Annotated in this window: 18 protein-coding genes; 4 read left to right on the top strand and 14 right to left on the bottom strand. The window is 71.0% G+C overall.

Annotated features, from left to right (window positions below):
• The first annotated feature begins 16 nt into the window (after nucleotides 1-16).
• Nucleotides 17-631, top strand: a complete 615-nt coding sequence (locus tag ACIHFB_RS40960; protein ID WP_365284888.1) for a class I SAM-dependent methyltransferase — start codon at nucleotides 17-19, stop codon at nucleotides 629-631.
• A gap of 3 nt (nucleotides 632-634) precedes the next feature.
• Here the strand turns inward: ACIHFB_RS40960 and ACIHFB_RS40955 are convergent, their stop codons facing one another.
• Together ACIHFB_RS40955 and ACIHFB_RS40950 are read right to left on the bottom strand one after the other, a co-directional pair.
• Entirely contained in the window at nucleotides 635-1,162 is a 528-nt protein-coding gene (locus ACIHFB_RS40955; RefSeq protein ID WP_365284890.1) for a DUF402 domain-containing protein, read from the bottom strand.
• The gene (locus tag ACIHFB_RS40950) at nucleotides 1,143-2,072 is read right to left on the bottom strand and encodes a GNAT family N-acetyltransferase (protein ID WP_365284892.1); all 930 of its coding nucleotides are present in this window, start codon (nucleotides 2,070-2,072) and stop codon (nucleotides 1,143-1,145) included. Before ACIHFB_RS40950 ends, ACIHFB_RS40955 begins: the two co-directional genes overlap by 20 nt.
• A 70-nt stretch (nucleotides 2,073-2,142) precedes the next feature.
• On the opposite strand from ACIHFB_RS40950, the gene ACIHFB_RS40945 reads away from it, so the two are divergent.
• On the top strand, nucleotides 2,143-2,511 hold the full coding sequence (locus tag ACIHFB_RS40945) for a GntR family transcriptional regulator (protein ID WP_365284894.1): 369 nt from the start codon (nucleotides 2,143-2,145) through the stop codon (nucleotides 2,509-2,511).
• A gap of 31 nt (nucleotides 2,512-2,542) precedes the next feature.
• On the opposite strand, the gene ACIHFB_RS40940 is transcribed toward ACIHFB_RS40945, so the two are convergent.
• Nucleotides 2,543-3,349: a DUF72 domain-containing protein gene (locus ACIHFB_RS40940; RefSeq protein ID WP_365284896.1), complete on the bottom strand. Its 807-nt coding sequence runs from the start codon at nucleotides 3,347-3,349 to the stop codon at nucleotides 2,543-2,545.
• A 48-nt stretch (nucleotides 3,350-3,397) separates the two neighbouring features.
• Nucleotides 3,398-4,492, bottom strand: coding sequence for a DUF5925 domain-containing protein (locus ACIHFB_RS40935; protein ID WP_365284898.1), 1,095 nt, complete (start codon nucleotides 4,490-4,492; stop codon nucleotides 3,398-3,400).
• 155 nt (nucleotides 4,493-4,647) lie between these two features.
• On the opposite strand from ACIHFB_RS40935, the gene ACIHFB_RS40930 reads away from it, so the two are divergent.
• Entirely contained in the window at nucleotides 4,648-6,069 is a 1,422-nt protein-coding gene (locus ACIHFB_RS40930; protein ID WP_365284900.1) for a xylan 1,4-beta-xylosidase, read from the top strand.
• A gap of 69 nt (nucleotides 6,070-6,138) precedes the next feature.
• Here the strand turns inward: ACIHFB_RS40930 and ACIHFB_RS40925 are convergent, their stop codons facing one another.
• The 7 genes from ACIHFB_RS40925 to ACIHFB_RS40895 all read right to left on the bottom strand — a co-directional run bounded on the left by ACIHFB_RS40925 (nucleotide 6,139) and on the right by ACIHFB_RS40895 (nucleotide 15,820).
• A complete protein-coding gene (locus ACIHFB_RS40925) occupies nucleotides 6,139-9,930 on the bottom strand; it encodes a lipopolysaccharide biosynthesis protein (RefSeq protein WP_400129542.1) in 3,792 nt (1,263 codons plus the stop codon).
• Nucleotides 9,923-10,723: a polysaccharide deacetylase family protein gene (locus ACIHFB_RS40920; protein ID WP_400129541.1), complete on the bottom strand. Its 801-nt coding sequence runs from the start codon at nucleotides 10,721-10,723 to the stop codon at nucleotides 9,923-9,925. The genes ACIHFB_RS40925 and ACIHFB_RS40920 overlap by 8 nt, the downstream gene beginning before the upstream one ends.
• Nucleotides 10,716-11,705, bottom strand: a complete 990-nt coding sequence (locus ACIHFB_RS40915; RefSeq protein WP_365284906.1) for a glycosyltransferase family 2 protein — start codon at nucleotides 11,703-11,705, stop codon at nucleotides 10,716-10,718. Before ACIHFB_RS40915 ends, ACIHFB_RS40920 begins: the two co-directional genes overlap by 8 nt.
• Entirely contained in the window at nucleotides 11,702-12,523 is an 822-nt protein-coding gene (locus tag ACIHFB_RS40910; protein ID WP_400129540.1) for a glycosyltransferase family 2 protein, read from the bottom strand. Before ACIHFB_RS40910 ends, ACIHFB_RS40915 begins: the two co-directional genes overlap by 4 nt.
• A 392-nt stretch (nucleotides 12,524-12,915) precedes the next feature.
• Nucleotides 12,916-14,010 carry a GNAT family N-acetyltransferase gene (locus ACIHFB_RS40905; protein WP_400129539.1) on the bottom strand — a complete coding sequence of 365 codons (1,095 nt, stop codon included), beginning with the start codon at nucleotides 14,008-14,010 and terminating at the stop codon, nucleotides 12,916-12,918.
• A 1-nt stretch (nucleotide 14,011) separates the two neighbouring features.
• Complete coding sequence (locus tag ACIHFB_RS40900; RefSeq protein WP_365284912.1) at nucleotides 14,012-14,437, bottom strand: hypothetical protein; 426 nt, start codon at nucleotides 14,435-14,437, stop codon at nucleotides 14,012-14,014.
• 174 nt (nucleotides 14,438-14,611) lie between these two features.
• On the bottom strand, nucleotides 14,612-15,820 hold the full coding sequence (locus ACIHFB_RS40895; protein WP_365284914.1) for a S8 family peptidase: 1,209 nt from the start codon (nucleotides 15,818-15,820) through the stop codon (nucleotides 14,612-14,614).
• Nucleotides 15,821-16,134: 314 nt separating this feature from the next.
• Between ACIHFB_RS40895 and ACIHFB_RS40890 the strand changes: the two genes are divergently transcribed.
• Nucleotides 16,135-16,941 (top strand): SGNH/GDSL hydrolase family protein, encoded by an 807-nt coding sequence (locus ACIHFB_RS40890; protein WP_365284916.1) that lies wholly within the window; start codon nucleotides 16,135-16,137, stop codon nucleotides 16,939-16,941.
• Here the strand turns inward: ACIHFB_RS40890 and ACIHFB_RS40885 are convergent.
• The 3 genes from ACIHFB_RS40885 to ACIHFB_RS40875 are packed head-to-tail and all read right to left on the bottom strand — an operon-like array spanning nucleotide 16,938 to nucleotide 21,691.
• Nucleotides 16,938-18,530, bottom strand: a complete 1,593-nt coding sequence (locus ACIHFB_RS40885) for a serine/threonine-protein kinase (protein ID WP_365284918.1) — start codon at nucleotides 18,528-18,530, stop codon at nucleotides 16,938-16,940. The genes ACIHFB_RS40890 and ACIHFB_RS40885 overlap by 4 nt on opposite strands.
• 54 nt (nucleotides 18,531-18,584) lie before the next feature.
• Complete coding sequence (locus tag ACIHFB_RS40880; RefSeq protein ID WP_365284920.1) at nucleotides 18,585-20,231, bottom strand: nickel transporter; 1,647 nt, start codon at nucleotides 20,229-20,231, stop codon at nucleotides 18,585-18,587.
• On the bottom strand, nucleotides 20,228-21,691 hold the full coding sequence (locus tag ACIHFB_RS40875) for a tetratricopeptide repeat protein (RefSeq protein WP_365284921.1): 1,464 nt from the start codon (nucleotides 21,689-21,691) through the stop codon (nucleotides 20,228-20,230). Before ACIHFB_RS40875 ends, ACIHFB_RS40880 begins: the two co-directional genes overlap by 4 nt.
• Nucleotides 21,692-21,779: the final 88 nt, after the last annotated feature.

Here is a 21,779-nt window from a genome sequence, read left to right as displayed (position 1 = left end):
CTGTCACGCTGTGGACATGAGTGATGACAAGAGTGCTCGCGCCGGATCGGTGGCGGACTGGGACGCGGCGGCCGCCTCCTTCGACGACGAGCCGGACCACGGCCTGCGCGACCCCGACGTGCGCCTGGCCTGGGCAGACAGGCTGCACGCCTGGCTGCCTTCGCGTCCGGGAGACGTCCTCGACCTCGGCTGCGGCACCGGCAGTCTGTCGCTCCTCGCAGCCGAGCAGGGGCACCGCGTCACCGGCGTCGACCTGTCCCCGGCCATGGTCGCGCTGGCGAGAGCGAAGCTCGCCGGACGTGACGCCGTGTTCCTCGTCGGTGACGCGGCGGCACCACCGGTGGGCGAGGACCGGTTCGACGCCGTGGTCGTCCGGCATGTGCTGTGGGCCCTGCCCGACCCCGGCCGCGCCCTGCGGCACTGGCGGGAACTGCTGCGCCCGGGCGGGCGGCTCGTGCTGATCGAGGGCGTGTGGGGGACGGTCAGCCCGGTCGGCATCCCCGCCGACCGGCTCACCGACCTGCTCGGCCCGGCCGCCGGGCACGTGCGCGTGGAGCGGCTGTCGGACGAGCCGCGGCTGTGGGGGAGGGCGGTGGAGGACGAGCGGTATGCGGTGGTGGTCGGGTCGTGACGCTCAGCCGAGGAGCGCTTCGAAGCCGCCCTCGCGCGCCAGCGCCTCCAACTCGTCCAGGGCGCCCATGGCGGCGGTGGCGGCCGCGGGGTCCGACTCCGTGAGGCCGCTCGCCGCGAACTCGTCCTCGTCCAGACGTCGTACGTCCGTGCCGTCGGCGGAGCGCCACAGGTCCAGGTCCAGATCCTCTACCACCAACTCGGCGCCGGAGTCGGCGAGCACGGCCGGTCGTGTGATGTCGCAGTACCAGCCCTTGAGCGAGCCCCGAGCGTCACGGACCTCCTTCACCGCGTACCAGCGGTCGCGCCAGTAGTACTCGGTGAAGACATCGCCGGACTCGAAGCGTACGAAGCCGAAGTCGCGGGTGGAGTCGCCCGCCCAGGGGGCGCGGACGGTGACACGGGTGCCGTCGTCCTGGAGGAGCTCGGCCGGGTAACGGATCTTCGTACGGCCGCCCTTGACGAGGACGACGTCCACGAGGCGTGACGGGTCAGCCGAGTTCCCCGACCGGTCAGCCGAGTTCGCGGACAAAGCGCACCTCCGTCGCGCAGACCTCGTACCCGAACCACTTGTTGATCGCGAGCATCGGTCCGTTTCCGGTGTCGTTGCCCGTGAACGCCTCGGTGAATCCGGCGGCGCGGGCGCGGTGCAGGGAGTCGTTCTTGGCGAGCTTGGCGAGGCCCCGGCCGCGGAAGGCGCGGGCGGTGCCGGTCATCACGGTGCCGTAGCGGGTGCCGCCGTCCGTGCGGGCCGCGCTGAAGGCGGCGGGGCGGCCGTCGACGAGCGCCACCGAGGTGAGCTCGGGACTGAACAGGGGGTGCCGCCAGGTTCCCTCCAGCCAGGCCTCGTAGTCCGTGAACTCGTAGGCGACGTCGCTCGGTTCGTCCGACATCGTCTCCGCGTCCAGGGTGAACAGCGGGCGCGGATCGTCCGCGAAGTCGGCGCCCGTGCGCAGTTCGACGCCCGGCGGGAGGTCTTGGAGTGGGGGGAGGGAGTCGTTCACCAGGTCCAGGCGGAGGAAGTGGGCCGAGCGGCTCGCCCGATAGCCGTGCCGCTCGGCGAAGACGCGGTTGCCGGGCTCGTCGAGGACCCAGGCGAAGATCTTGGTCGCGCCCTGCGCGGCCAGGTGCTCGTCGGCGGCGCGGACCAGCAGGGAGCCGACGCCGCGACGCGTCCGCTCCGGGTGCACGTACAGGTTGACGTAGCCCTGGCCGGGCTCCGGGCTGTCGTGGACCATGCCGACGTTGGCGGTGCCGATCACCTCGCCGTCCTCCTCGGCGACAAGGGGAAGGTAGTGGGCGTCGGGATGGGCGTGCGTGACGTCGTAGGCGATGGACTCCGCGGTGTACAGGATGTACGAGAGGGCCTGCTGGCGGACGTGGGCGAAGCCCTCGGTGTCGGCCCGGACTTCGGGGCGCAGTTCGCGCACGATGAGTGTCATATCGGCGCACGCTACGGCGATCGTGCGGCGGGATGCCTCTCATTTTCCGGCCGTGCGGGACAATCGGGCGGTGACCTTGAAGATCCACATCGATGACAGTGCCCCGCCGTACGAGCAGGTGCGTGCGCAGATCTCCGAGCAGGCGCGGGCGGGGGTGCTGCCCGTCGGGTATCGGCTGCCCACGGTGCGGGGGCTCGCCGAGTCGCTGGGGCTGGCCGCGAACACCGTCGCCAAGGCGTATCGGGCGCTGGAGACGGACGGGGTGATCGAGACGCGGGGGCGGAACGGAACGTTCGTGGCTGCCGCCGGCTCGGCCGCGGAGCGGGAGCTGGCGTCGGCCGCTCAGGCCTACGTCGAGCGGGCTCGCAGGCTGGGGCTCACGGAGGCCGATGCGTTGGCGGCCGTGCGGGATGCCCTGCGGGCGGCGTACGGAGGATAGAGCGCGTTGCAGGGAAGGTGCGCGGAGGGGATCAAGAGGTCGGCACCCTCCCCCACTCTCGGCTTCGCTCGAGTGGGGGGACCCCCATCGGCACCCGCGTCACCCTCAGCCCCGCCCTTGCCGCCACTCCCGCGAATGCCACCGCGTCCTCCACCGCCGCCCCGCCCGGGTCGTTGTTGAAGTAGGCGTACACGTCGTGGCCGTCGGACCAGGTGGACGTGATGCGGTCGGCCCAGGTGCGCAGGGACTGACGGCCGTAGCGGGGCCACGGCTGGGCCCGGCCCTCGTGGAAGCGGACGTAGCCCCAGTCGGTGGTGCGCCACAGCGGGGTCATGGGGCGGGCCCGGATGTCGGCCCAGCACAGGGCCGCGCCCCGGGATTCGAGGACCTGGCGGATCGACTCGGTCCACCAGGAGTCGTGGCGCGGTTCGACCGCGATGCGGGTGCCGTGCGGGAAGCAGGCGAGGCAGGCGTCCAGAAGGGCGGGGTCGGCGCGGAGTGTGGGCGGGAGCTGGAGGAGGACCGGGCCCAGGCGGTCACCGAGGCCGGCGGCGTGGGTCATGAGGCGGTGCACCGGTTCCTCGGGGTCCCGCAGCCGCTTGATGTGGGTCAGATAGCGGCTCGCCTTGAGCGCGACCACGAAGTCCGGCGGGACCCGCTCGCGCCAGGCCTCGAAGTTCTCCCGCGTCGGCAGCCGGTAGAAGGCGTTGTTGACCTCGACCGTCGCGAAGCGTGCCGCGTACTCCTCCAGCCAGAGCCGCAGGGGGCACTCCGCCGGGTAGAGGACGCCCCGCCAGTCCTTGTACTGCCACCCCGACGTACCGACGAACAGGGTCATACATCCATCAAAGCACCACCTGAGGCGGGGCCCTGCAGGTGCAGCCCCCTACAGATACAGCCCCGCGTCCGCCCGCCCCCGCGGCTCCGGCAGGGACGTCGGGGACGTGCCCCGGCGCAGTGCGTACAGCTCGGCCAGGGTCGCGCCCTCGCGGTCGATGTCCTCGTCCGTGCCCAGCCAGCTCACCGCCTCCGCGTGGGTCAGCGGCCCGACCTCGATACGGGCGAGACAGCGGCCGGGGCGGACGACGGCGGGGTGGAGGCGTTCCAGATCTTCGTTGGTGGTGACGCCGACCAGGACGTTGCGGCCTTGGCCCAGGAGGCCGTCCGTCAGGTTCAGCAGCCGCGACAGCGCCTGGCCCGCCGTGTGCTTCGCCTCGCCGCGGATCAGTTCGTCGCAGTCCTCCAGGAGCAGCAGCCGCCAGCGGCCCTTGCCCGTCGAGTCCTCCTCGCCGATCGCGATGTCCATCAGATAGCCGACGTCGCTGAAGAGCCGCTCCGGGTCCAGGACACAGTCCACCTGGCACCAGTCCCGCCAGGAGCGGGCCAGTGTGCGCAGCGCCGATGTCTTGCCGGTGCCCGGCGGGCCGTGGAGCAGGAGGAGCCGGCCCGCGATGTCCTCCGGGGTCGTCTTCATCAGCTCGTCCATCGCGTCGGCGACGGGCGCGGTGTAGTTGGGCCGCACCTCGTCCCATGTCCCCGCGGAGATCTGCCGTGTCGTGCGGTGCGGGCCGCGCCTGGGGGAGACGTACCAGAAGCCCATCGTCACGTTCTCCGGCTGCGGCTCGGGTTCGTCCGCCGCGCCGTCCGTGGCCTGCTCCAGGACCTTCTTCGCCAGCTCGGCGCTGGTCGCCGTCACGGTGACGTCCGCGCCCCGGTTCCAGCGGGAGATCAGCACCGTCCAGCCGTCGCCCTCCGCCAGCGTCGCGCTGCGGTCGTCGTCGCGGGCGGCGCGCAGCACACGGGCGCTCGGCGGCAGGAGTGTCGCCCCGGTCCGTACCCGGTCGATGTTGGCCGCGTGCGAGTACGGCTGCTCGCCCGTCGCGAAGCGGCCGAGGAACAGCGCGTCGACGACGTCGGACGGCGAGTCGCTGTCGTCGACGTTGAGCCGGATCGGCAGAGCGTCGTGTGGGTTCGCAGACATGGGCCCATGATCCGTCACGAGGACGCCGTCTGCATCCGGTTTCCGCAGTGGGTCCGGAGTGTCGGATCTGTCATGTTATGCCGGTCTTGCTTTCGTCCGTCCAGTAGCGGGAACAGGCTCCCGAACGGCCGAATCCGCCGATACTGTTGTCCTTGATGGGACGTCATGGGTGGAATTCGGGGGCGGGGCGCTGGCGGCTCACCGCGCTGCTCGGCGTGGCTGCGGCCGCGCTGGCCCTGCTCGTGACCCTGCTCAACACACTTCCGGGAAACGGCGCGAGCACCGACGGCACCTCACGCGACGGCGGCCAGGTGCACGGCACGCCGGCCCCCGCGCCGGACCGGACCGAGCCGGAGGTCGGCTGGGGTTTCACGCACACCCAGTTCAGCGCCGACGAGGGCAGCTCCGCCGCCGTCGCCCGGGCCGAGGGGCTGCTGTCCCAGGGTGGTGGCCTGCCGCAGATCCAGCACGTCATGGGCTGGGGCGCCGACAACCCCGAGCCGGTCAAGGGGCGTTACGACTTCGAGGCGATGGACCGCCGTATCGACTTCGTCCGTGAGTCCGGCGGCACCCCGGTGGTCACGCTGTGCTGCGCCCCGGACTGGATGAAGGGCGGCAGGGCGGGCGTCGATGACACCGACTGGAGCCAGGCCGCCCTGGAGACCGCGCCGCGGCCCGAGCACTTCGACGACTTCGCCGCGCTCGCCGTGACCGTCGCCGAGCGCTACCCGGACGTCCGCCACTTCATCGTCTGGAACGAGTTCAAGGGCTTCTGGAACGACGCCGAGGCCCGCTGGGACTACGAGGGCTACACCCAGCTGTACAACCTCGTCTACAAGGCGTTGAAGAAGGTCGACCGGGACATCATGGTCGGCGGCCCGTATCTGGTCATGGACAGCCTCGACCCGCGTGAGGACGACGCGTCGACGACGTTCAAGGGGCCCTGGGGCGCGATGGACCAGCGGACCCTGGATGCCTTCGACTACTGGAACAAGCACAAGGCGGGCGCCGACTTCGTCGTCGTCGACGGCTCCAGCTACACCAGGGACGACGAGCTGCTGCCCGACGAGTTCGCGGCCACCGACAAGTTCACCGCGGTAGGCGAGTGGGTGCGTGAGCGGGCGCCCGGACTGCCGCTGTGGTGGGCCGAGTACTACGTCGAACCCGCCGACGGCAACGACGACCGCCACGGCTGGTCCGAGCCCCGCCGCGTCGCCGTCCAGGCCGCCGGGATGATCGCCATGGCCAAGGGCGGCGCCACCTCGGGCTTCTACTGGAACCCGGAGGAGGAGACGGGCACCGACTGTCCCGGGTGCCTGTGGACGCCGACGGCGAGTGGTGACGGGGGCACGAAGCTGCCCATGTACGACCTGGTCTCGCGGTTCGACACCGAGTTCCCGCCGGGCACGCGGTACGAGACCGTGTCCGTCGCGCAGAAGGACGTACCCGACGTCCGTGTCCTCGCCGACGACAAGGCCGTCCTGATGGTCAACACCCAGGACCGGGCGATCACCGCGACGATCGACGGCAACAGGGTCGCGCTGCAGGCGTACGAGGTGAAGTGGCTGGACCGGTGAGTCAACCGGTGAGTCAACCGGTGAGCCAACCGATGTGCCGACTGATGAGCCACTTCACCCCGCACAGACCTACTTGATCGTCAGGAACCGCTGCACCAGCGAGGCCAGCAGCACCGCCAGCAGTGGCAGCGAGAACCAGAACGTGCTCTGCAACCACCGCAGCTGCTTCACGCACGGCCGCACGGCCACCCGGACCACCTCACGCGCCGCCAGCAGCAGGATCAACGCGATCGCGGCCAGCCCTCCGACCACCGACCAGGGCGTCCACGTCACCTGCGGCCCGATCGGACCGGGATCGGCCGTCGGGACCGGGCCCTCCGGCTGTTTTCGCAACGCGTACATGGTCGCGTCCTCGTTGACGAAGACCTTCGTCAGCTCCGGTCGCCGGTCCAGGTTCTCGATGAGCCTCGTGTTCCAGGTCTTCGAGTAGCCCATGTCCAACTGGAGAAAGACGATTTGACTCCGGTTGATCATCAGATACGAGTTCGGGCCCGCGTCCTTCAACGCCTTGACCAGCCCCGACACCAGCACCGGGTCGGTCGGCGCGAGCGTCGGCAGATACTCGACCCGCTCCATGTCCTGCGAGCCCCAGGGCATCGCCGGGGTCACGTCGTTGACGGTGTCGCTGCTGAGCCAGAGCAGACGGGTGCTCGGTTCGTCATGGGCGTACACGTAGTCCATCGCGGCGACCTCACCGGGCCGGACCCGCTCGAACGGCTCGTTGCCCCAACGGGCCACCAGGAAGCCGCCCATGAGGACCAGACCCGCCATCAGCGCGGCCAGCGGAGCCAGGCTCACCCGGTCCTTGTCCCGCTCCTTCGCGGTGACGCCGGTGCGCGGGAAGAGGGCGAGACCCATGAGCAGGGCCGCGCCCGGCAGCGCGAACATGAAGACGCGCAGCGCCATCTCGCCGCCGTACGACTGCATGCCGAAGCCCAGGAACGGCACGAAGGTCAGGACCAGCAGCGAACGCTCCCGGTACTTGTGGTCGCGCCGCCGCCACCAGCCCCAGCAGGCGAAGGCCATCACGCCGCCGGCGAGCAGCACGCGCGCGTACAGCACGAGTTTGTGCGTCGAACTGCCGCCCTCGATCCGGCCGGACACCGACGAGGACACATTGCCGCCGACGCCGCCGACCCCGCCGAACAGCTCGTCGAAGTGGCCGGACCAGTACGGCTCGGCCATGAAGCCGATCCAGGAGACCACCATCACGCCGAACAGGATGGGCAGACCGCGCAGTTCGGACTTGCCGATCAGGACCAGGACCGTCACCACGCCCAGCATCACGAACGGGGTCAGCTGGTGCGCGGGCACACTCGCCGCGAACAGGCCGAGCACGACCAGCAGCAGCACGGCACGCTGCCGCCGGTCCGTCGGCTCGACCTCCGCCTCGCCGGGCCGCACCTTCGTCCAGATCACGCGGGGCGCGCGGAACCAGACCAGCAGCATGGCCACGAACACCAGGTACAGGAGATAGGTGAAGCCCTGCGGTGAGAAGTAGTCCTGGCCGACCCAGCCGCTGAGCACGAACACCCAGATGCCGGTCCACTTGGCGCGCCAGCTCGCCCGCATCGAGCGCGTGAGCAGGAACAGCGGCGCCAGATACAGCAGTTGCATGGTCAGCGGCCACCAGCGGATGACCTCGGTGAAGTCCGTGACCCCGCAGGCCTTCGCCATGAACGCGGCCGCCGCGAAGAAGCCCGGCCAGCTCCAGCGCGCGTCCAGGTCGGGTACGGCGGACCCGGTCCGGTCGATGTGGTCGAGGAAGCCCAGGTGCTGCCAGGCCGTGGCGAACCGCGGTTCCGTCTCGATCACCGCGGGCAGCGCGTGCAGCGACACGACGGTCGCGAGCAGCGTGATCAGCAGCAGGACCCGGTGCTCGCGCTGCGGCCAGAGCAGCGACGCGAACACCACGATCAGCAGCGCGGCGCCGGCCAGGGTCGGCAGTGGCAGTACGGAGATCAGCCCCAGCCCGCCCATGCCGTCCAGGTCGGTCTCGCCCAGGCGCAGGACCGGGACCCAGTACAGGAGCAGTGCGGCGAGCAGCAGACAGCCGAGGATCAGGCCGGAGCGGGTGGGCTGGAGACGCTCGCGCAGGGAGCGGGGTCCGGGTGGCTCCGAGGCGTCGGGAACCTCGGCCGCGGACACCGCAGCGGCCGGAACAGGGTCGGCGGACATCTCTCCCGTCGGTGCCGGAGCAGCCGAAACCTCCAGCCCCGGCTCTCTCTCCTCCACCGGCAGCCCCACGACCTCCGGTCCCTTCGACTGGAGCGCCCACGTCGGCCGGTGATGCTCCGGCAGCACCACCACCGACGTCCCCGTGGGCGGTGTCCCCGGCCCCGGACGGACGTCCGGACGGCGTTCCTGGTGGTCGAAGTCGACGTGGATGCCGAGGGCGAGCGTGTCGGAGTCGAGTGCCCAGCCGGGTCCGCGCCGGCGCGCCCCGGTGCCCACGGGGACCTCGCGCGCCCCCAGGTCGGCGAGGTCCCCGTCGGGCGGTGCCGCGTCCTCGGGAGCGGCGGCCGGTGCGGTCATGATGGTCCGGAACAGCTTGGGCGCCGCGATCGCCACGATCACCGCGAGGCTGCCGACCTCCGCGACGCCCGCCCCGGTCAGCCCCATGCGGGGCAGCAGCACCAGCGTCAGCCCGAGCACCAGCGCGCACAACACGCCCTGCAGCCAGGCGAGTCCGGCGGTGCGGCTCTGCGCGCGCAGCACCGCGAAGTACGTCTCCATGACGACCCGCAGCAGTCCGCCCACCGCGAACCAGCGCAGCAACGGCGTGGCCGCGTCCGCGTAGCCGCCGCCGAAGACACCGAGGATCCACGGGGCGCCGAAGAACAGGACGGCGGCGACCGGTACCATGATCCGGGCCATCCGCTTCAGCGCGGCACGGGTGTTGGCGGCCAGCCGTCCCGGATCGTGCGAGCCCTCGACGGTCAGCGAGGCTCCCATGTTGATGGCGAGCAGATTGACCGTGCCGCCGATGGTGGCGGCGATGTAGAAGTACGCGTTGTCTGCGGAGGTCACCTGCGCGGCGACGATCACCGGCACCAGGTAGACCACCGCGAGCGAGAACAGCGAACCGGTGTAGTCGCCCGCCAGGAACCGCCCGATCTCCCGCAGCGTCGGCGGCTCGGCGTGCTCGTCGGTCGCCTTGACGTGCTTGGGCACCAGGCGCCGGAACACCAGCCAGCCCAGCGGCAGCACGGACACCGCGATCGCCGCGACCCATGACACGAAGACGCCGGCCATCGGGATCGCCGCGGCGATGCCGATCAGCAGCACCAGCTTGACCGCGGAGAACACGGTGTTGCCCACCGGCACCCACAGCGCGCTGCGCAGCCCGGTCAGCACCCCGTCCTGGAGGGTGAGCAGATTCCAGGCGATCACCGACACCACGAACCCGAGCGCGGGCAGCGGCCCGTTCAGGAAGCGGTACGACGGCCCCCACATGTCCAGCGTGAGCAGGAAGACGCCCGCGGCCAGCGCCACGATCACCGAACTGCCCGCGTAGGTACGGAAGATGAGTCGCCCGGTGCTGCGTCCGGCGAGCGGTATGAAGCGGGCCAATGCGCCGGTCAGGGTCACCGCGGTCAGCCCCGCGAGGAGCTTCATGGCGGCGATCGCGGCGGAACCCTGGCCGACCGCCGACTCGGAGTAGTAGCGGGCGGCGACCAGCCAGTAGCCGAGGCCCAGCACGGCGGAGATGCCGGTGTTGAGCATCAGTGCGTAGGCGTTGCGGAACAGCTGGCTGCCGCCCTGGGACCGGCCGAGTCCGGGCAGACGCAGCCGGCGCCCCGACCGCTCGGGCGCCTGGGTCTCGGGTTGGGCCTCGGTCTTGGTGGTCGTGTCAGACACGGGAACGGATGGCCTTCCGGCGGACCTGTCGGGCTCTGCGGACCAGGGCGTACCCCTTGGTGAGGGCACGGTCCCCGGCGAACGAACGGACGATTCGGCGGCCCTCGACCAGCCGCGTGAACTCGTCGATCCCGGTGCTGCGCCGCACCGTGAGGCGGGTCAGGGCGTACGGCCCCTGCCGGCGCCGCGCAAGGCCGTTGTTGACGGCGAGCGCCTGGCCGTAGCCCGTCTCCTGGACGGCCTCGCGCACCCGGCGGCTGGAGTAGCCGTACGGATAGGCGAACGAGGCCGGTACGGAGCCGAGTTCGTCCTGGACGATCTCCTTGCACAGGATCAGCTCCTGGCGCAGATGGCCGTCCGGGAGCTGGTCGAGTTGCGGGTGGGTGTGGCTGTGCCCGCCGATCTCGACGCCGGCGGACGCGAGGTCGCGGACCTGGTCCCAGTCGAGCATGGTGTCGAGTTCGCCGCCCATGTTGTGCGGGCCGCGCAGCCAGCCGGTGGTGACGAACACGGTGGCCGCGAAGGAGTGCTTGGCGAGCACCGGCAGGGCGTGCCGGTGCACGCCCTCGTAGCCGTCGTCGAAGGTGACCAGGACCGGGCGGTCGGGCAGTGGGCCGCCGAAGCGCCAGCGTTCGGCCAGCTCCGCCGTGCAGACGGGGGTGAGGCCCAGGTCGGCGAGCACCGCCATCTGTTCGGCGAACGCCTCGGGCGTCACCGACAGGGCACGGGTGGCATCGCTCGGCTCGGCCGACACCGCGTGGTACATGAGTATCGGCACGCGTGCGTCAGTCATGTGCACCCCCCTCGATCTCGGCCACCGAGAACGTGGCCGCCCCCTTGCGTGCCCGCACACTCCCGACGACGTACCCACCGGCCGCCGTCAGCACCCCCGCGACGATCGCCCCCGCCCGGCCCGCACCGCCCCGCCGGGCCAGCAGGGCGTCGCGCAGACCGCGGGCCACTCCGGCGGGCAGCACCCGGGTGGCGTACCGGCGTTCGGACTCAAGTCCCTTGTCCGCACCGACACTTCGGGCCACCAGCGCCTTGGACAGACCCTCGGCGTAGGTACGCGTGCGGAAGTACCCGAAGTGCTCACGCGCCTCGGGCACCCTGTGGTGGATCACCGCACGGTCGTCGATCAGCAGCACGGCGTCCGGTCTGGCCCGGGTGAGGCGGATGCACAGCTCCGTCTCCTCGCAGCCCAGCGGACGCTTGTCGCCGTCGCGTCCGATGCCGGTGGCGAATCCGCCGGCCGCGTCGAACGCCGTACGACGGAACGAGGCGTTGCCGCCGAGGACGTTGCGCACCTGTACCCGGCCGGCGGGCAGGCCCTTGTAGGTGCAGCCCACCACCCAGTCGAACTCCTCCGGGAACCAGTCCGGCCGGCGCCGCGACGCCCAGATCGGCATGGTGCGCCCGCCCACGGCCATCACCTGCGGGTCGGCGTACCCGTCCGCGAAGTGCCGCAGCCAGTCGCGCTCGGCGACGGCGTCGTCGTCGAGGAAGGCGATCACCTCGCCGTACGAGGTCGCGATACCGGTGTTGCGGCCCGCGGACAGGCCGCGCGGGCCGGCGTTGGCGAGAACCCGCACGTCGGGGACCTCTTTGTACTCCTTCGCCAGCCGGTCCAGGAGCACCGCGTTGTGGTCGACGACAAGGAGCGTTTCCAGCGCAGGGTGCGATTGCGCCCGGACCGAGGCGACCGCCGCGAGGATGTCCTCCCAGCGGTCCTCGGTGTAGACGCAGATCACGACGGAGATGTCGGGACCGCTCAAGACACCTCTCCCCGCGTCGAGTCGAGCATCGGGGAGTGCTGCTCACGGCGGCGCAGGGCACGCCGGTTGGAGCGCTCCTTGAGGATCACCTTGAGCACCCGCAGCCCGTCCCGTACGGCCCGCAGATTGCTGGTGCCGTGGATGCGGAGGTACTCGTGGCTGGGTATCTCCTGCACCTTCAGGCCCGCCTTGACCACCCTGATGTTGATCAGGGTCTCGATCTCGAAGCCGGTGCAGTCGAGCTCGATCTTGTCCAGGCAGTGCCGCCAGAACGCGTTGTATCCGTAGCAGAGATCGGTGTAGCGGGCGCCGAACTTGCGGTTGACGGCCGTGCACAGCGCCCAGTTGCCGAGCTTTCTGATCGGCGTCATGTCGTCCGTGCCGCCGCCGTTGGCGAAGCGGGAGCCCTTGGCGAAGTCCGCGCCCGAGACGAGGGCGGAGACGTACGAGACGATCTCGTTGCCGTCGGCCGAGCCGTCCGCGTCGACCATCACGATGATGTCGCCGCTGGCCGCCGCGAACCCGGTGATCAGGGCATCCCCCTTGCCCTTGCCGTGCTGCTCGACGACCTTGACCTCGGGCCACAGCTCGCGGGCCACCGCGACGGTGTCGTCCGTGGAGTTGCCGTCCACCAGGACGACTTCGTGGATCCAGGCGGGCAGCGTCTTGAAGACGTACGGGAGATTCTCCGCCTCGTTCATGGCGGGAATCACGACACTCACCGGTGGCGTGATGGCCAGGTGAGAGGAGATGGGCCGGTAGGCACCGGCGGTGGTCGGATCCTGGCCCGTGCTGGGCGGGCGCAGAACTGAGCTCATGAGTCTGGTCCCTCTCGTCCGGTGGACCGCCCGCCCCCGGGCGGCCCGGCTCTTTGTCCGGTTCGAAAGGGGGGTATCTCACTTACGGCATGACGAACTGACTCTCCGTACACGCCGGGTGAGCTGGCAAAACTGGCCGACTGCCACGACTGGGCATTCGGTCTCGCGGCACGACTCGGCTGATCGTGCGATCACCGAGCACGGCACCCCCCTACCGCGCCCCGCTCCGGGAGCCATCGCAGTCCTCGAGCCCTCCCCTTGGACCGAACGCCGATGGACCGATGCGGGTGAGATGTACGACGGTATTGATGATTGAGCCTGTATGGCAAGACCTGGAACAAGGCCCCACGTTTTTGTTGTTGTGTCCGTTACCTAACGATAGAGATGGTTACCTATCGTTCGGATCGGATTTTGCCCATCCGTTTGAGCAGTTTGTCCGCTTGTTCGAACAGTTCAGGCCGGGACACCACCGTGTTGCGCAGTGCCCGGACCGGAGCGCGACGCGCCCGGTGCCCGAGTGCCACCGGATGCCGACGCGTAACCCACCCTTCGGACACGGTGAGTTCCCGTGTCTTGAGGGAGTCCTTGTATTCCTTCTGGCCCCGGCCGAGATCCAGATACGCGATGCCGTCGGCGGCGGCCGCCTCCGCCATCCGCAGATGCAGGACCAGGCCCGGGGAGTACTTCGAGAACACCGGGTCGTACGCCGGGAACCAGCACGCCAGCACCCGCTCGGTGCGCAGACCGAAGTGCGCGGCGATCGGCTTGTCGCCCGCGTACAGCACGGACAGGATCCCCGCGAACGGCTCCGAGCGGGTGTGGAACAGATACTGCACGAGCCGCGTGATCCATTCCTGCGCGAAGCGGTCGCTGCGCCCGGTCCTGCGGTACTGGGCCGACTTCCACTCCATGAGCGTGCGCAGGGCCGCCGGATCGCGCTCGTCATGGACGTAGCGCACCTCGCCCGCGTCCCGGCCGAGCTTGCGGTCCTTGGCGAGCGTGGTCCTGGTGAACTTCGGCGACCGGGCGCGCAGCTCGCTCAGATAGGTGTCGTAGCCCTGTTCGACGTCGATCACGGGTGACGGGAAACTTCCCGTGGCCTCCGCCTCGAACGGCCCCTGGCCCTCCACCAGGTGGTCGAACTCCCAGACGGAGAGCCCGCAGGCCCGCAGCAGCGCCCGCGCGTCCCAGGTGAACCCGGGCCGGTGCACCAGGCCCTGGGCGTCCGAGATGCCCAGGCCGACGGCCCGGCCGACGCCGGCGGCGGACCTCTGGTGCGGGAAGTACGCGGCGGGCTCGCCGTCCTGCCGTACGACCGCGATCCGCACCCCGCGCCGGTGCCGTCCGACCGCGAGCGTGAACTCGGGGGACAGGAACGGGTTCGCCAGCTCGGGAGATCCGTGCAGATGTGCCTTGGACTGCATGGCCGTCCAGGCCGCCCGGTCGGCTTCGCTCAGCTCGCCGGGGCGGTACACGCTGATGTCCACGTCAGTCAGTCCGCCTTCGTGCCGTACGGCCGGGCAGCCGCCGTACCAGAACCAGCAGGAGAGTGAGTGCGCTGATCGCGGTCACCGCCGCGATGCCGCCTGTGACGGACCACTGGTGCAGGGCCAGCATGGCCTGGGCGACCAGCATGTCGACGACGACCGCGCCCGCGACCGCGACCAGGATCCGGCCGAGCGGCGGGAGTCCGCGCAGTGCGGCGGCGATGGCCGCGGCCGGGGCCGCGAGCAGGAAGAAGAGGGTCAGCGGACCGCGCAGCGGTGAGCCCGAGTCGGCGAGCGCGAGGATCGCGCCGGTCCCCCCGACGGCCGTCGCCGCGCCCGCGAGCAGCGGCGTCAGGTCTCTCGCCGGCCCGTGCCGGGCGCGCTCGGCGCCGTCCGTTGAAGAAGTCTTGATACGTATGGTCTGCATTGGCGACTTTGCCCCCTGAAGCGCCGGATGCCGGGCTTCAATGTGACTCAGCCGTGCACGGGCCGTCAAGACGCGGAAGACGGTCATCCTGGTGCGTCAGCCGCTTTGCACAAGTGTTCCCCGGAGGCGACGGACACCTCCGGGGAACACCGGGTCACTTCAGGCCCGTTGACATCACGGAACGATCTTCAGCAGCCGGTTCGGGGAACCGGTGCCGGCACTCGTGACCACACCGGTGGTCGCGCCGCCGGTCAGCGCCGAGGCGACCTGCGCCGGGGTGGACGAGGTGTGGCCGGCGAGGTAGACCGCGGCCGCGCCCGCGACGTGCGGCGTCGCCATCGACGTACCGGAGATGGTGTTGGTCGCCGTGTCGCTGGTGTTCCAGCCCGCGGTGATGGAGGAGCCGGGCGCGAAGATGTCCAGAACCGAGCCGTAGTTCGAGTAGCTCGCCTTTGCGTCCGTGTTGGTGGTGGCGCCCACCGTGATGGCCGTGGCGACCCGGGCGGGAGAGTACGAGGAGGCGTTGGCGCTGCTGTTGCCCGCCGCGACCGCGTAGGTCACGCCACTGGAGATGGAGTTGGCGACCGCCGTGTCCAGCGAGGTGGAGGCACCGCCGCCGAGCGACATGTTGGCGACCGAGGGACCGGAGTGGTTGGCCGTCACCCAGTCGATGCCCGCGATCACGCCGGCCGTGGTGCCGGAGCCCGCGTCGTTGAGCACCCGCACCGCCACGATGTTCGCCTTCTTGGCGATGCCGTAGGTGGTGCCCGCGATCGTGGTGGCCACATGGGTGCCGTGGCCGTTGCCGTCGGAGGCGGTGGTGTCGCCGTCGACCGCGTCATAGCCGTACGTGGCACGGCCGCTGATCTGTGAGTGGGTGATCCGGACGCCGGTGTCGATGACGTATACGGTCACGCCGCTGCCCGCGGTGTCCGGGTAGGTGTAGGTACCGGACAGCGGGAGCGAGGTCTGGTCCGAGCGGTCCAGGCCCCAGGGGGCGTTGCTCTGGGTCGTGTCGGTCAGTTGGACGCGCTGGTTCTGCTCCACGGAGGCCACCGCCGGGTCGGCGGCGAGCCGCTTGGCCTCGGTCGAGGAGAGTGTGGCCGTGTAGCCGTTCAGCACCTTGCCGAACGTCTTCTTCACCGTGCCGCCGTACTCCTTGACCAGGCTCTTGCCCTCGCTCGACGCGGCTTTGAGGCCGACGTTCTTCTTGAGCGTGACGATGTAGCTGTCCTTGATCGCGGTGGGGGAGCCGGCGGCGAGCACCTTCCCCTCGGCCGGGGCGGCCTCGGCGGGAAGCGCGGTGAGCCCGCCCATCAGGGCGGCGGTCGCCAGGCTGGTTATCGCGGCGAACCGGAATCTCTTGCTACGCAGCTGTGCCATACGAGGGAGTCCTCCTCTTGGCGGCGCGCGCCTGGGTGTGGCGCGCGTCTGTGGGGGGTGCGCGCGTCATCGCGCACACGACCCGGAGCGTCGCGTTCCGTCCCGGGCTGGAGTAAAGGATCAGCCGTCTACAGGCGTAGAACAAGGGAGTTGAGGACCTGTCAACAAATCTGTCATGAGCACGAAATCAATGACCGGGTGAACCCATGGGGCGGAACCCGGAAAGGGCCGACAAGTCTTGGCATGGACACTTCCATTCAACACGCGTAGTTGCTACGACGGTTGTGGCAGAGATCCTGCTATAGGGAGGTTCCATGAGACGTTCCCGATTTGCCGCATACGTCAGCTCACTCCTCCTGGCCCTCGGTGTCACCCTCACCGGAGCGACCACCGCGCAAGCCGCCCAACCCGCCGCAGAAGGCGGCTACGTGGCCCTCGGAGACTCCTACTCCTCCGGACTCGGCGCGGGGAGCTACCTCTCCTCCAGCGGCGACTGCAAGCGCAGCACGAAGGCGTACGCGCACCTCTGGGCCGCCGCCCACGCACCCTCGACGTTCGACTTCACCGCCTGCTCGGGCGCCCGAACGGATGATGTTCTCGCCCATCAGCTCGGCCCGGTCAACGCCGCCACGAGCCTCGTCTCCATCACCATCGGCGGCAACGACGCCGGCTTCATGGACGTGATGGTCACGTGCGTGCTCCAGTCCGACAGCGCGTGCCTGTCCCGCGTCAACACCGCCAGGGCGTACGTCGACTCGACGCTCCCCGGCAAGCTCGACAACGTCTACTCGGCCATCCGCGCCAAGGCCCCGTCCGCACACGTCGTCGTCCTCGGCTACCCCCGCCTCTACCGGCTCGGCGCCGTGTGCCTCGGTCTCTCCGAGACCAAGCGGAAGGCGATCAACGACGCCGCCGAGCACCTCGACAACGCCATCGCCAAGCGCGTCGCCGACCACGGATTCACCTTCGGCGACGTCCGTCCCGCCTTCACCGGCCATGAGATCTGCTCCGGCAGCCCATGGCTGCACAGCGTGAACCTGGCCAACATCAGCGAGTCGTACCACCCGAACGCGGGCGGGCAGTCCGGCGGATACCTGTCGGTGCTGAACGCGAACGCCTAGGGAGAGACCGAAGCGGAAGAGGAGGCCCCGTCCGTCGGGGTCTCCGACTCGCATGTCACGGAGAACGGGACCGAGTTGGAGTCGGTCTCCACGGGGTTGCGCACCTCTACGCTGATCTCGTTCTCGAACGTTCCGTTGTCGTCGTAGGTCGTCACGAACGCCCGGTCCTGTTTGGTCCGGGACCCGCCCTCGGGGAACGACAGGGTCTTCCAGCCCTGATCCATCACCTCGCCGTCCTTGGACACCCAGCGGTAGCTCACCTCGGCCGGAAGCTGTCCGACCGTGAACGTCGCGGTGAACGCGGGCGCCTCGTCGTTCGGCGGCGGACACGGTCCGGAGTACTCCGTGTCGGACCCCGCCAGGGAGACCCGCACGGACTGCTGGGGCGCTGCCGAGGTCGTGCCGTCACCGCTCGGGCTCGGCGTGGGGCTGTCCGCACCGCCGGCCGCGTTGTCGTCGTCGCTCGGTGTACTGCCCTCGCTCGTCTGGCTGGTGGTCGTACCGCCGCCCTGATCGCCTCCGTCGTCCTCCTTGTTGAGCAGGGCGTACGTCAGTCCGGCCACGGCCAGTGCGATGGCGGCGACGCCCGCGATGAGGGCGATCGCGGCGCGGCGGTTACGGCCCGGTTCCTGGGTCGTGGTGGTCGTCGTCGGGGTGGGCACGGGCCGGGTGGAGGGGAGGGGCCCAGTGGGTGGTTCCTGCGGCTGGGCCGCGAGGGTCGGTGTGTACGGGGCCGCGGGGTAGGTGTCCGCGCGCGGGGTGCCTCCGGCTGCGACCAGGCGCAGATCCCGCTCCGCCTGGTCCGACGACAGCCGCTCGGCCGGGTCCTTGCGCAGCAGCCCCTCGATGACACCGGCGAGCGGACCGGCCCGGTGCGGCGGCGGCAGCTCCTCGTCGACGATCGCACGCAGGGTGCTGAGCGGGGTGTTCTGCCGGAACGGCGAGTTGCCCTCCACCGCCGCGTACAGCAGCACGCCGAGCGACCACAGGTCCGACTCGGGGCCCGGCGTGCGGCCCAGCGCCCGCTCCGGCGCCAGGAACTCGGGCGAGCCGATGACCTCCCCGGTCATGGTCAGCGCCGAGCTGCCCTCGACCATGGCGATGCCGAAGTCGGTCAGCACGACCCGGCCGTCGTTCGACAGCAGTACGTTGCCCGGCTTCACGTCCCGGTGCAGCACCCCGGCGGCATGCGCCGCCCGCAACGCGGCCAGCACCTCCGCGCCGATGTGCGCGGCACGCTGCGGGGACAACGGTCCCTCGGCCTCCAACTGGTCCGCCAGCGACACCCCGCGGACCAGCTCCATCACGATCCACGGCCGGCCGCCGTCCGAGGCCACGTCGTACACGGTCACCACGTTGCGGTTCGCGACCCGCGCCGCCGCCCACGCCTCACGCTCCAACCGGGCGTACATCCGCTCGACCTCCGGGCCGGGCAACCCCGCGGGCGCACGCACCTCCTTCACGGCGACCTCGCGGTGCAACACCTCGTCGCGGGCCCGCCACACCGTTCCCATACCGCCCTCGCCGAGCGGGGACAGCAGACGGTAGCGGCCCGCGATCACACGTTCACTGCCCGGTTCTTCGGACACGGGCGCCCCCCATTCGCATCCGGGCTGTTCTCCTCAACGCTCGCCAAACGTAGCTCAGCCGAGTGCGGATGCCGCCCCCTTGAGGAGCAATCCGATCCCGAGCGCGACGACGACGAACGCCGACATCAGCGGCGCGGTCCTGCGCACCAGAGCCACCGTCGGACTGGCGGTGAAGCGGGGACGTTTGTCCAGCACTCGGGTCATACCGGTACCCAGCCTGACGACGGCGAACCCGGCCGCGGTGAGGGTCAGGGCCAGCCCGGCGCCGTACGCCACGACGAGCAGCAGTCCGAACCAGGCCTTGCCGAGAGCGGCGGCACCGACGAGCACGACGACGGCGGAAGGGCTGGGCACGAGCCCGCCGGCGAAGCCGAGGAGGATCGTGCCGCGGAGGGTGGGGGCGGTGGAGTGGGTGTGGGTGAAGCCGCCGTGCGAGTGCTCGACGGTGTGCGGGTGGTCGTGATGATGATGGTCGTGGTCGTGGTCGTGGTCGTGGTCGTGGTCGTGGTCGTGCGGGTGGGGGGCGGTCGTCGTGCCCGCGGGCGTCGGCGCGGAGTGCGCGGCGGCCAGGACCAGTTGGCGAGCGGGGGGCTTGTCCGGCTCGTGCGAGTGGTCGTGCGGGTGCGGGTGCGGATGGTCATGGGTGTGCCCGTGCGGGTGCGGGGGGCGCCGGTTGCGCCAGGTCCGTCGTACGAGGTTCACGCCCGCCGCCGTCACCAGGGCGCCGCTCGCGAGGCCGAGCCAGGTGATCACCGAGGGCGTCGCCGCCGAGCCGGCCGTGACCAGCAGGCCGAGGGCGACCACGCCGAGGGTGTGGGTGACCGTCACCGAGGCTGCCAGGGGGAGGACGTTCCGCAGGCGGGCGCGGCCGCCGTGGGCCGCCGCCGTCGCGGCCATGAGGGTCTTGCCGTGGCCCGGGGCGAGGGCGTGCAGCGCGCCGAGGCCGACCGCGATGACCAGGGCCAGCGCGCCGAAGCCGAGGGTGAGGTCGTGGCGGGCGACGAGGGAGTCCAGGGCGCGCGTCCAGCGGTCGGCGCCGCGGGGCAGCACGGAGGAGGCCGGGGCGTCCTGTGCGTCCTCGGAGAGGGCGGGGCCGCCGGAGCGCAGACGCAGGGAGGCGGTCGCGGTGTCGGCGGGGGAGGAGAGCAACTCCTCGGGGTAGCCGGTCAGTTCGCGGGAGACCGACTTCTCCGGTACGTCCGACGCGGTGAGTGTCATACGGTCGCCGCGTGCGGTGATCTCACGCCAGCCGGGGCCGGAGTCGGCGCCCGCGCTGTGGAAGCCGAGGGTGAGGGTGTCCTGGTCGGGGAGCGGCGCCGTCAGCCGGCACTCCACCCGGAGCGTGTCGAGACCCGCCTGTCCGGGCCGCACGCGCGCGTGGCTCTCGGCGACGGTGAGGCCGACCGCACGCCCCTCGACGGTGACCTTGCCGTCCCGGGCGGCCGAGGCGCACCGCTGCCGGGCCCAGTCGGTCATGCCCGCCTTGTCGATGTCGGGCTTCGCCTGGGTCGCCGGGATCTCCGCGAGGTCCTCGACGTGCAGCACCCGGAGTTCGCCGGGGGCGGCGACGAGGCCGTCGTAGCGGTTGACGGTGAAGTTGCCGAGGGGGTGCGCGCTCGCGGCTCCGGAGGGGAAGAGCACGAGCGCGCAGACGGCCGTGAGGACGGCCGCGCCGGAGGCGAGCAGGCGACGGGGGCTCACTTGGCCGCCTCCAGGTCCTTGAGCGCCGTACGGGCATCCCGGGCGCCCAGCGGTGAGAAGCCGGGGTTGAGTTCCAGGGCCGCCCGGAGTGAGGTGCGGGCTTCCTCCTCGTGACCGGTGGCGCGTTCGATCATGCCGCGGTGGTAGAGGAACGCGGCGTTGCGGTAGCCGGTCGCGGCGGCGCGGCGGGCGTACGGGAGGGCTTCCTCGTCGCGGCCGTTCACGTGCAGCGCCCAGGCGAGGGCGTCCGCGGTGTGCACGGTGTGCCGGCGGTCCCACTCGGCGCGGGCCGCGCGCAGCGCCGACTTCGCGTTGCCGTGGTCGGCGGCGGCGAGCGCGGTGTCGAGGTCGGCGTTGACGCCGTTGGCGCGGGCGAGCGCGGTCCAGGCGTCGACGAGGGCGTACTGGTCGTTCGCCTCGGCCTTGTCGCCGTCGGCGTCGCGGGCCTCGTACAGCTCGCCCAGGACGACGAGCGGGCCGGGCAGCGGATAGCGGGCGACGACCTGCTCCATCCCCTTGATCGCACCGGCCCGGTCGCCGCTCGCGGCCTGCGCACGGGCGCGGCCCTCCAGCGCGGGGAGGTAGTTCTCGTCGGCGGCGAGGGCGCGGCCGTAGTGCTCCAGCGCCGTCGTGTAGTCGCCCTGGTTCCAGGCGAGTTGACCGAGCTGGGCCGCCACGTACGCCACATCGCCGGGCGTGGCGGCGTTGGCGAGGGCCTGCTCCAGCACGCGCTCGGCCGTGGTGACGTCGCCGCGCAGCTCATGCACGTACGCGTACCGGGTGAAGACGGGGACCCCCGGACGCCGTGAGTCGGCGGTGTCGGCGGCCTTCGACGCCTCGGCGTACCGGCCGAGCTCGACCAGGGCGTCGATACGGGAGGACAGCGCCCGTTCGCTGTAGGGGTTCTGCTTCAGGGCCTGGTCGGAGTACTTCAGCGCATCCTCGAAGTCATGCCGGGCGGCGGCGAGGGCGGCGCGCCCCGCGAGGGCCTGGTCGTTGTCGGCCTCGAGTTCGAGCGACCGCTTCAGCGCCCGCTCGGCCTGCGGATAGCGGGAGGGGTCGCCCTTCGTCCGCGCCTGCTCGACATAGGCGAGACCGAGGGTGGCCCAGCCTCCGAAGTCCCTTGGCTGGGCGCGGAGATGGGCCTGAAGGGAGGAGATGCTCGCGTCGAGATCGCCGCTGGACAGCAGCGCCGGTGACATGGCGGCGGGAGCGGCGGCGACCGCGGTGCCCCCGTTGTCCCGCACGGCCCCGAGCGCGATGGCTCCGGCGGTCATGGCGACGGCCAACATGGCCGCGCATCCCGCGAGTTGGGCAGCCCGCCAACGCCGCGAGGCGGCCGCCACGCGCCGCACGGCGGCAACGCGCTCGTCGATCTCGGCGGCCCCGTCGACCTCAGCGGTCCCGCCGTCGTCCTCCGGATACTCCGCAGGCTCGCTGTCGTTCGTACGCGGGGACATGCCCTCTCCTCAATCGCCGTGCTGCACAAGGAAGTTGCAAGGAAAAGCGGCGCGGCCCGCCCCGTGGGGGATGGATGAGAGCGGGCCG

Source organism: Streptomyces sp. NPDC051963 (assembly GCF_044593495.1).
Classification (GTDB): Bacteria; Actinomycetota; Actinomycetes; order Streptomycetales; family Streptomycetaceae; genus Streptomyces.
Note: the sequence above shows the minus strand (reverse complement) of the source record. Positions and strands in the feature narration are given on the sequence as shown.

Bases quoted from the DNA above. Each gene is read 5' to 3' on its own strand.
- ACIHFB_RS40940 (WP_365284896.1), bottom strand. From the start codon at position 3,349: ATGACCCTGTTCGTCGGTACGTCGGGGTGGCAGTACAAGGACTGGCGG.
- ACIHFB_RS40935 (WP_365284898.1), bottom strand. From the start codon at position 4,492: ATGTCTGCGAACCCACACGACGCTCTGCCGATCCGGCTCAACGTCGAC.
- ACIHFB_RS40950 (WP_365284892.1), bottom strand. From the start codon at position 2,072: ATGACACTCATCGTGCGCGAACTGCGCCCCGAAGTCCGGGCCGACACC.
- ACIHFB_RS40900 (WP_365284912.1), bottom strand. From the start codon at position 14,437: ATGCAGACCATACGTATCAAGACTTCTTCAACGGACGGCGCCGAGCGC.
- ACIHFB_RS40895 (WP_365284914.1), bottom strand. From the start codon at position 15,820: ATGGCACAGCTGCGTAGCAAGAGATTCCGGTTCGCCGCGATAACCAGC.
- ACIHFB_RS40875 (WP_365284921.1), bottom strand. From the start codon at position 21,691: ATGTCCCCGCGTACGAACGACAGCGAGCCTGCGGAGTATCCGGAGGAC.
- ACIHFB_RS40910 (WP_400129540.1), bottom strand. From the start codon at position 12,523: ATGAGCTCAGTTCTGCGCCCGCCCAGCACGGGCCAGGATCCGACCACC.
- ACIHFB_RS40920 (WP_400129541.1), bottom strand. From the start codon at position 10,723: ATGACTGACGCACGCGTGCCGATACTCATGTACCACGCGGTGTCGGCC.
- ACIHFB_RS40960 (WP_365284888.1), top strand. From the start codon at position 17: ATGAGTGATGACAAGAGTGCTCGCGCCGGATCGGTGGCGGACTGGGAC.
- ACIHFB_RS40930 (WP_365284900.1), top strand. From the start codon at position 4,648: ATGGGACGTCATGGGTGGAATTCGGGGGCGGGGCGCTGGCGGCTCACC.
- ACIHFB_RS40890 (WP_365284916.1), top strand. From the start codon at position 16,135: ATGAGACGTTCCCGATTTGCCGCATACGTCAGCTCACTCCTCCTGGCC.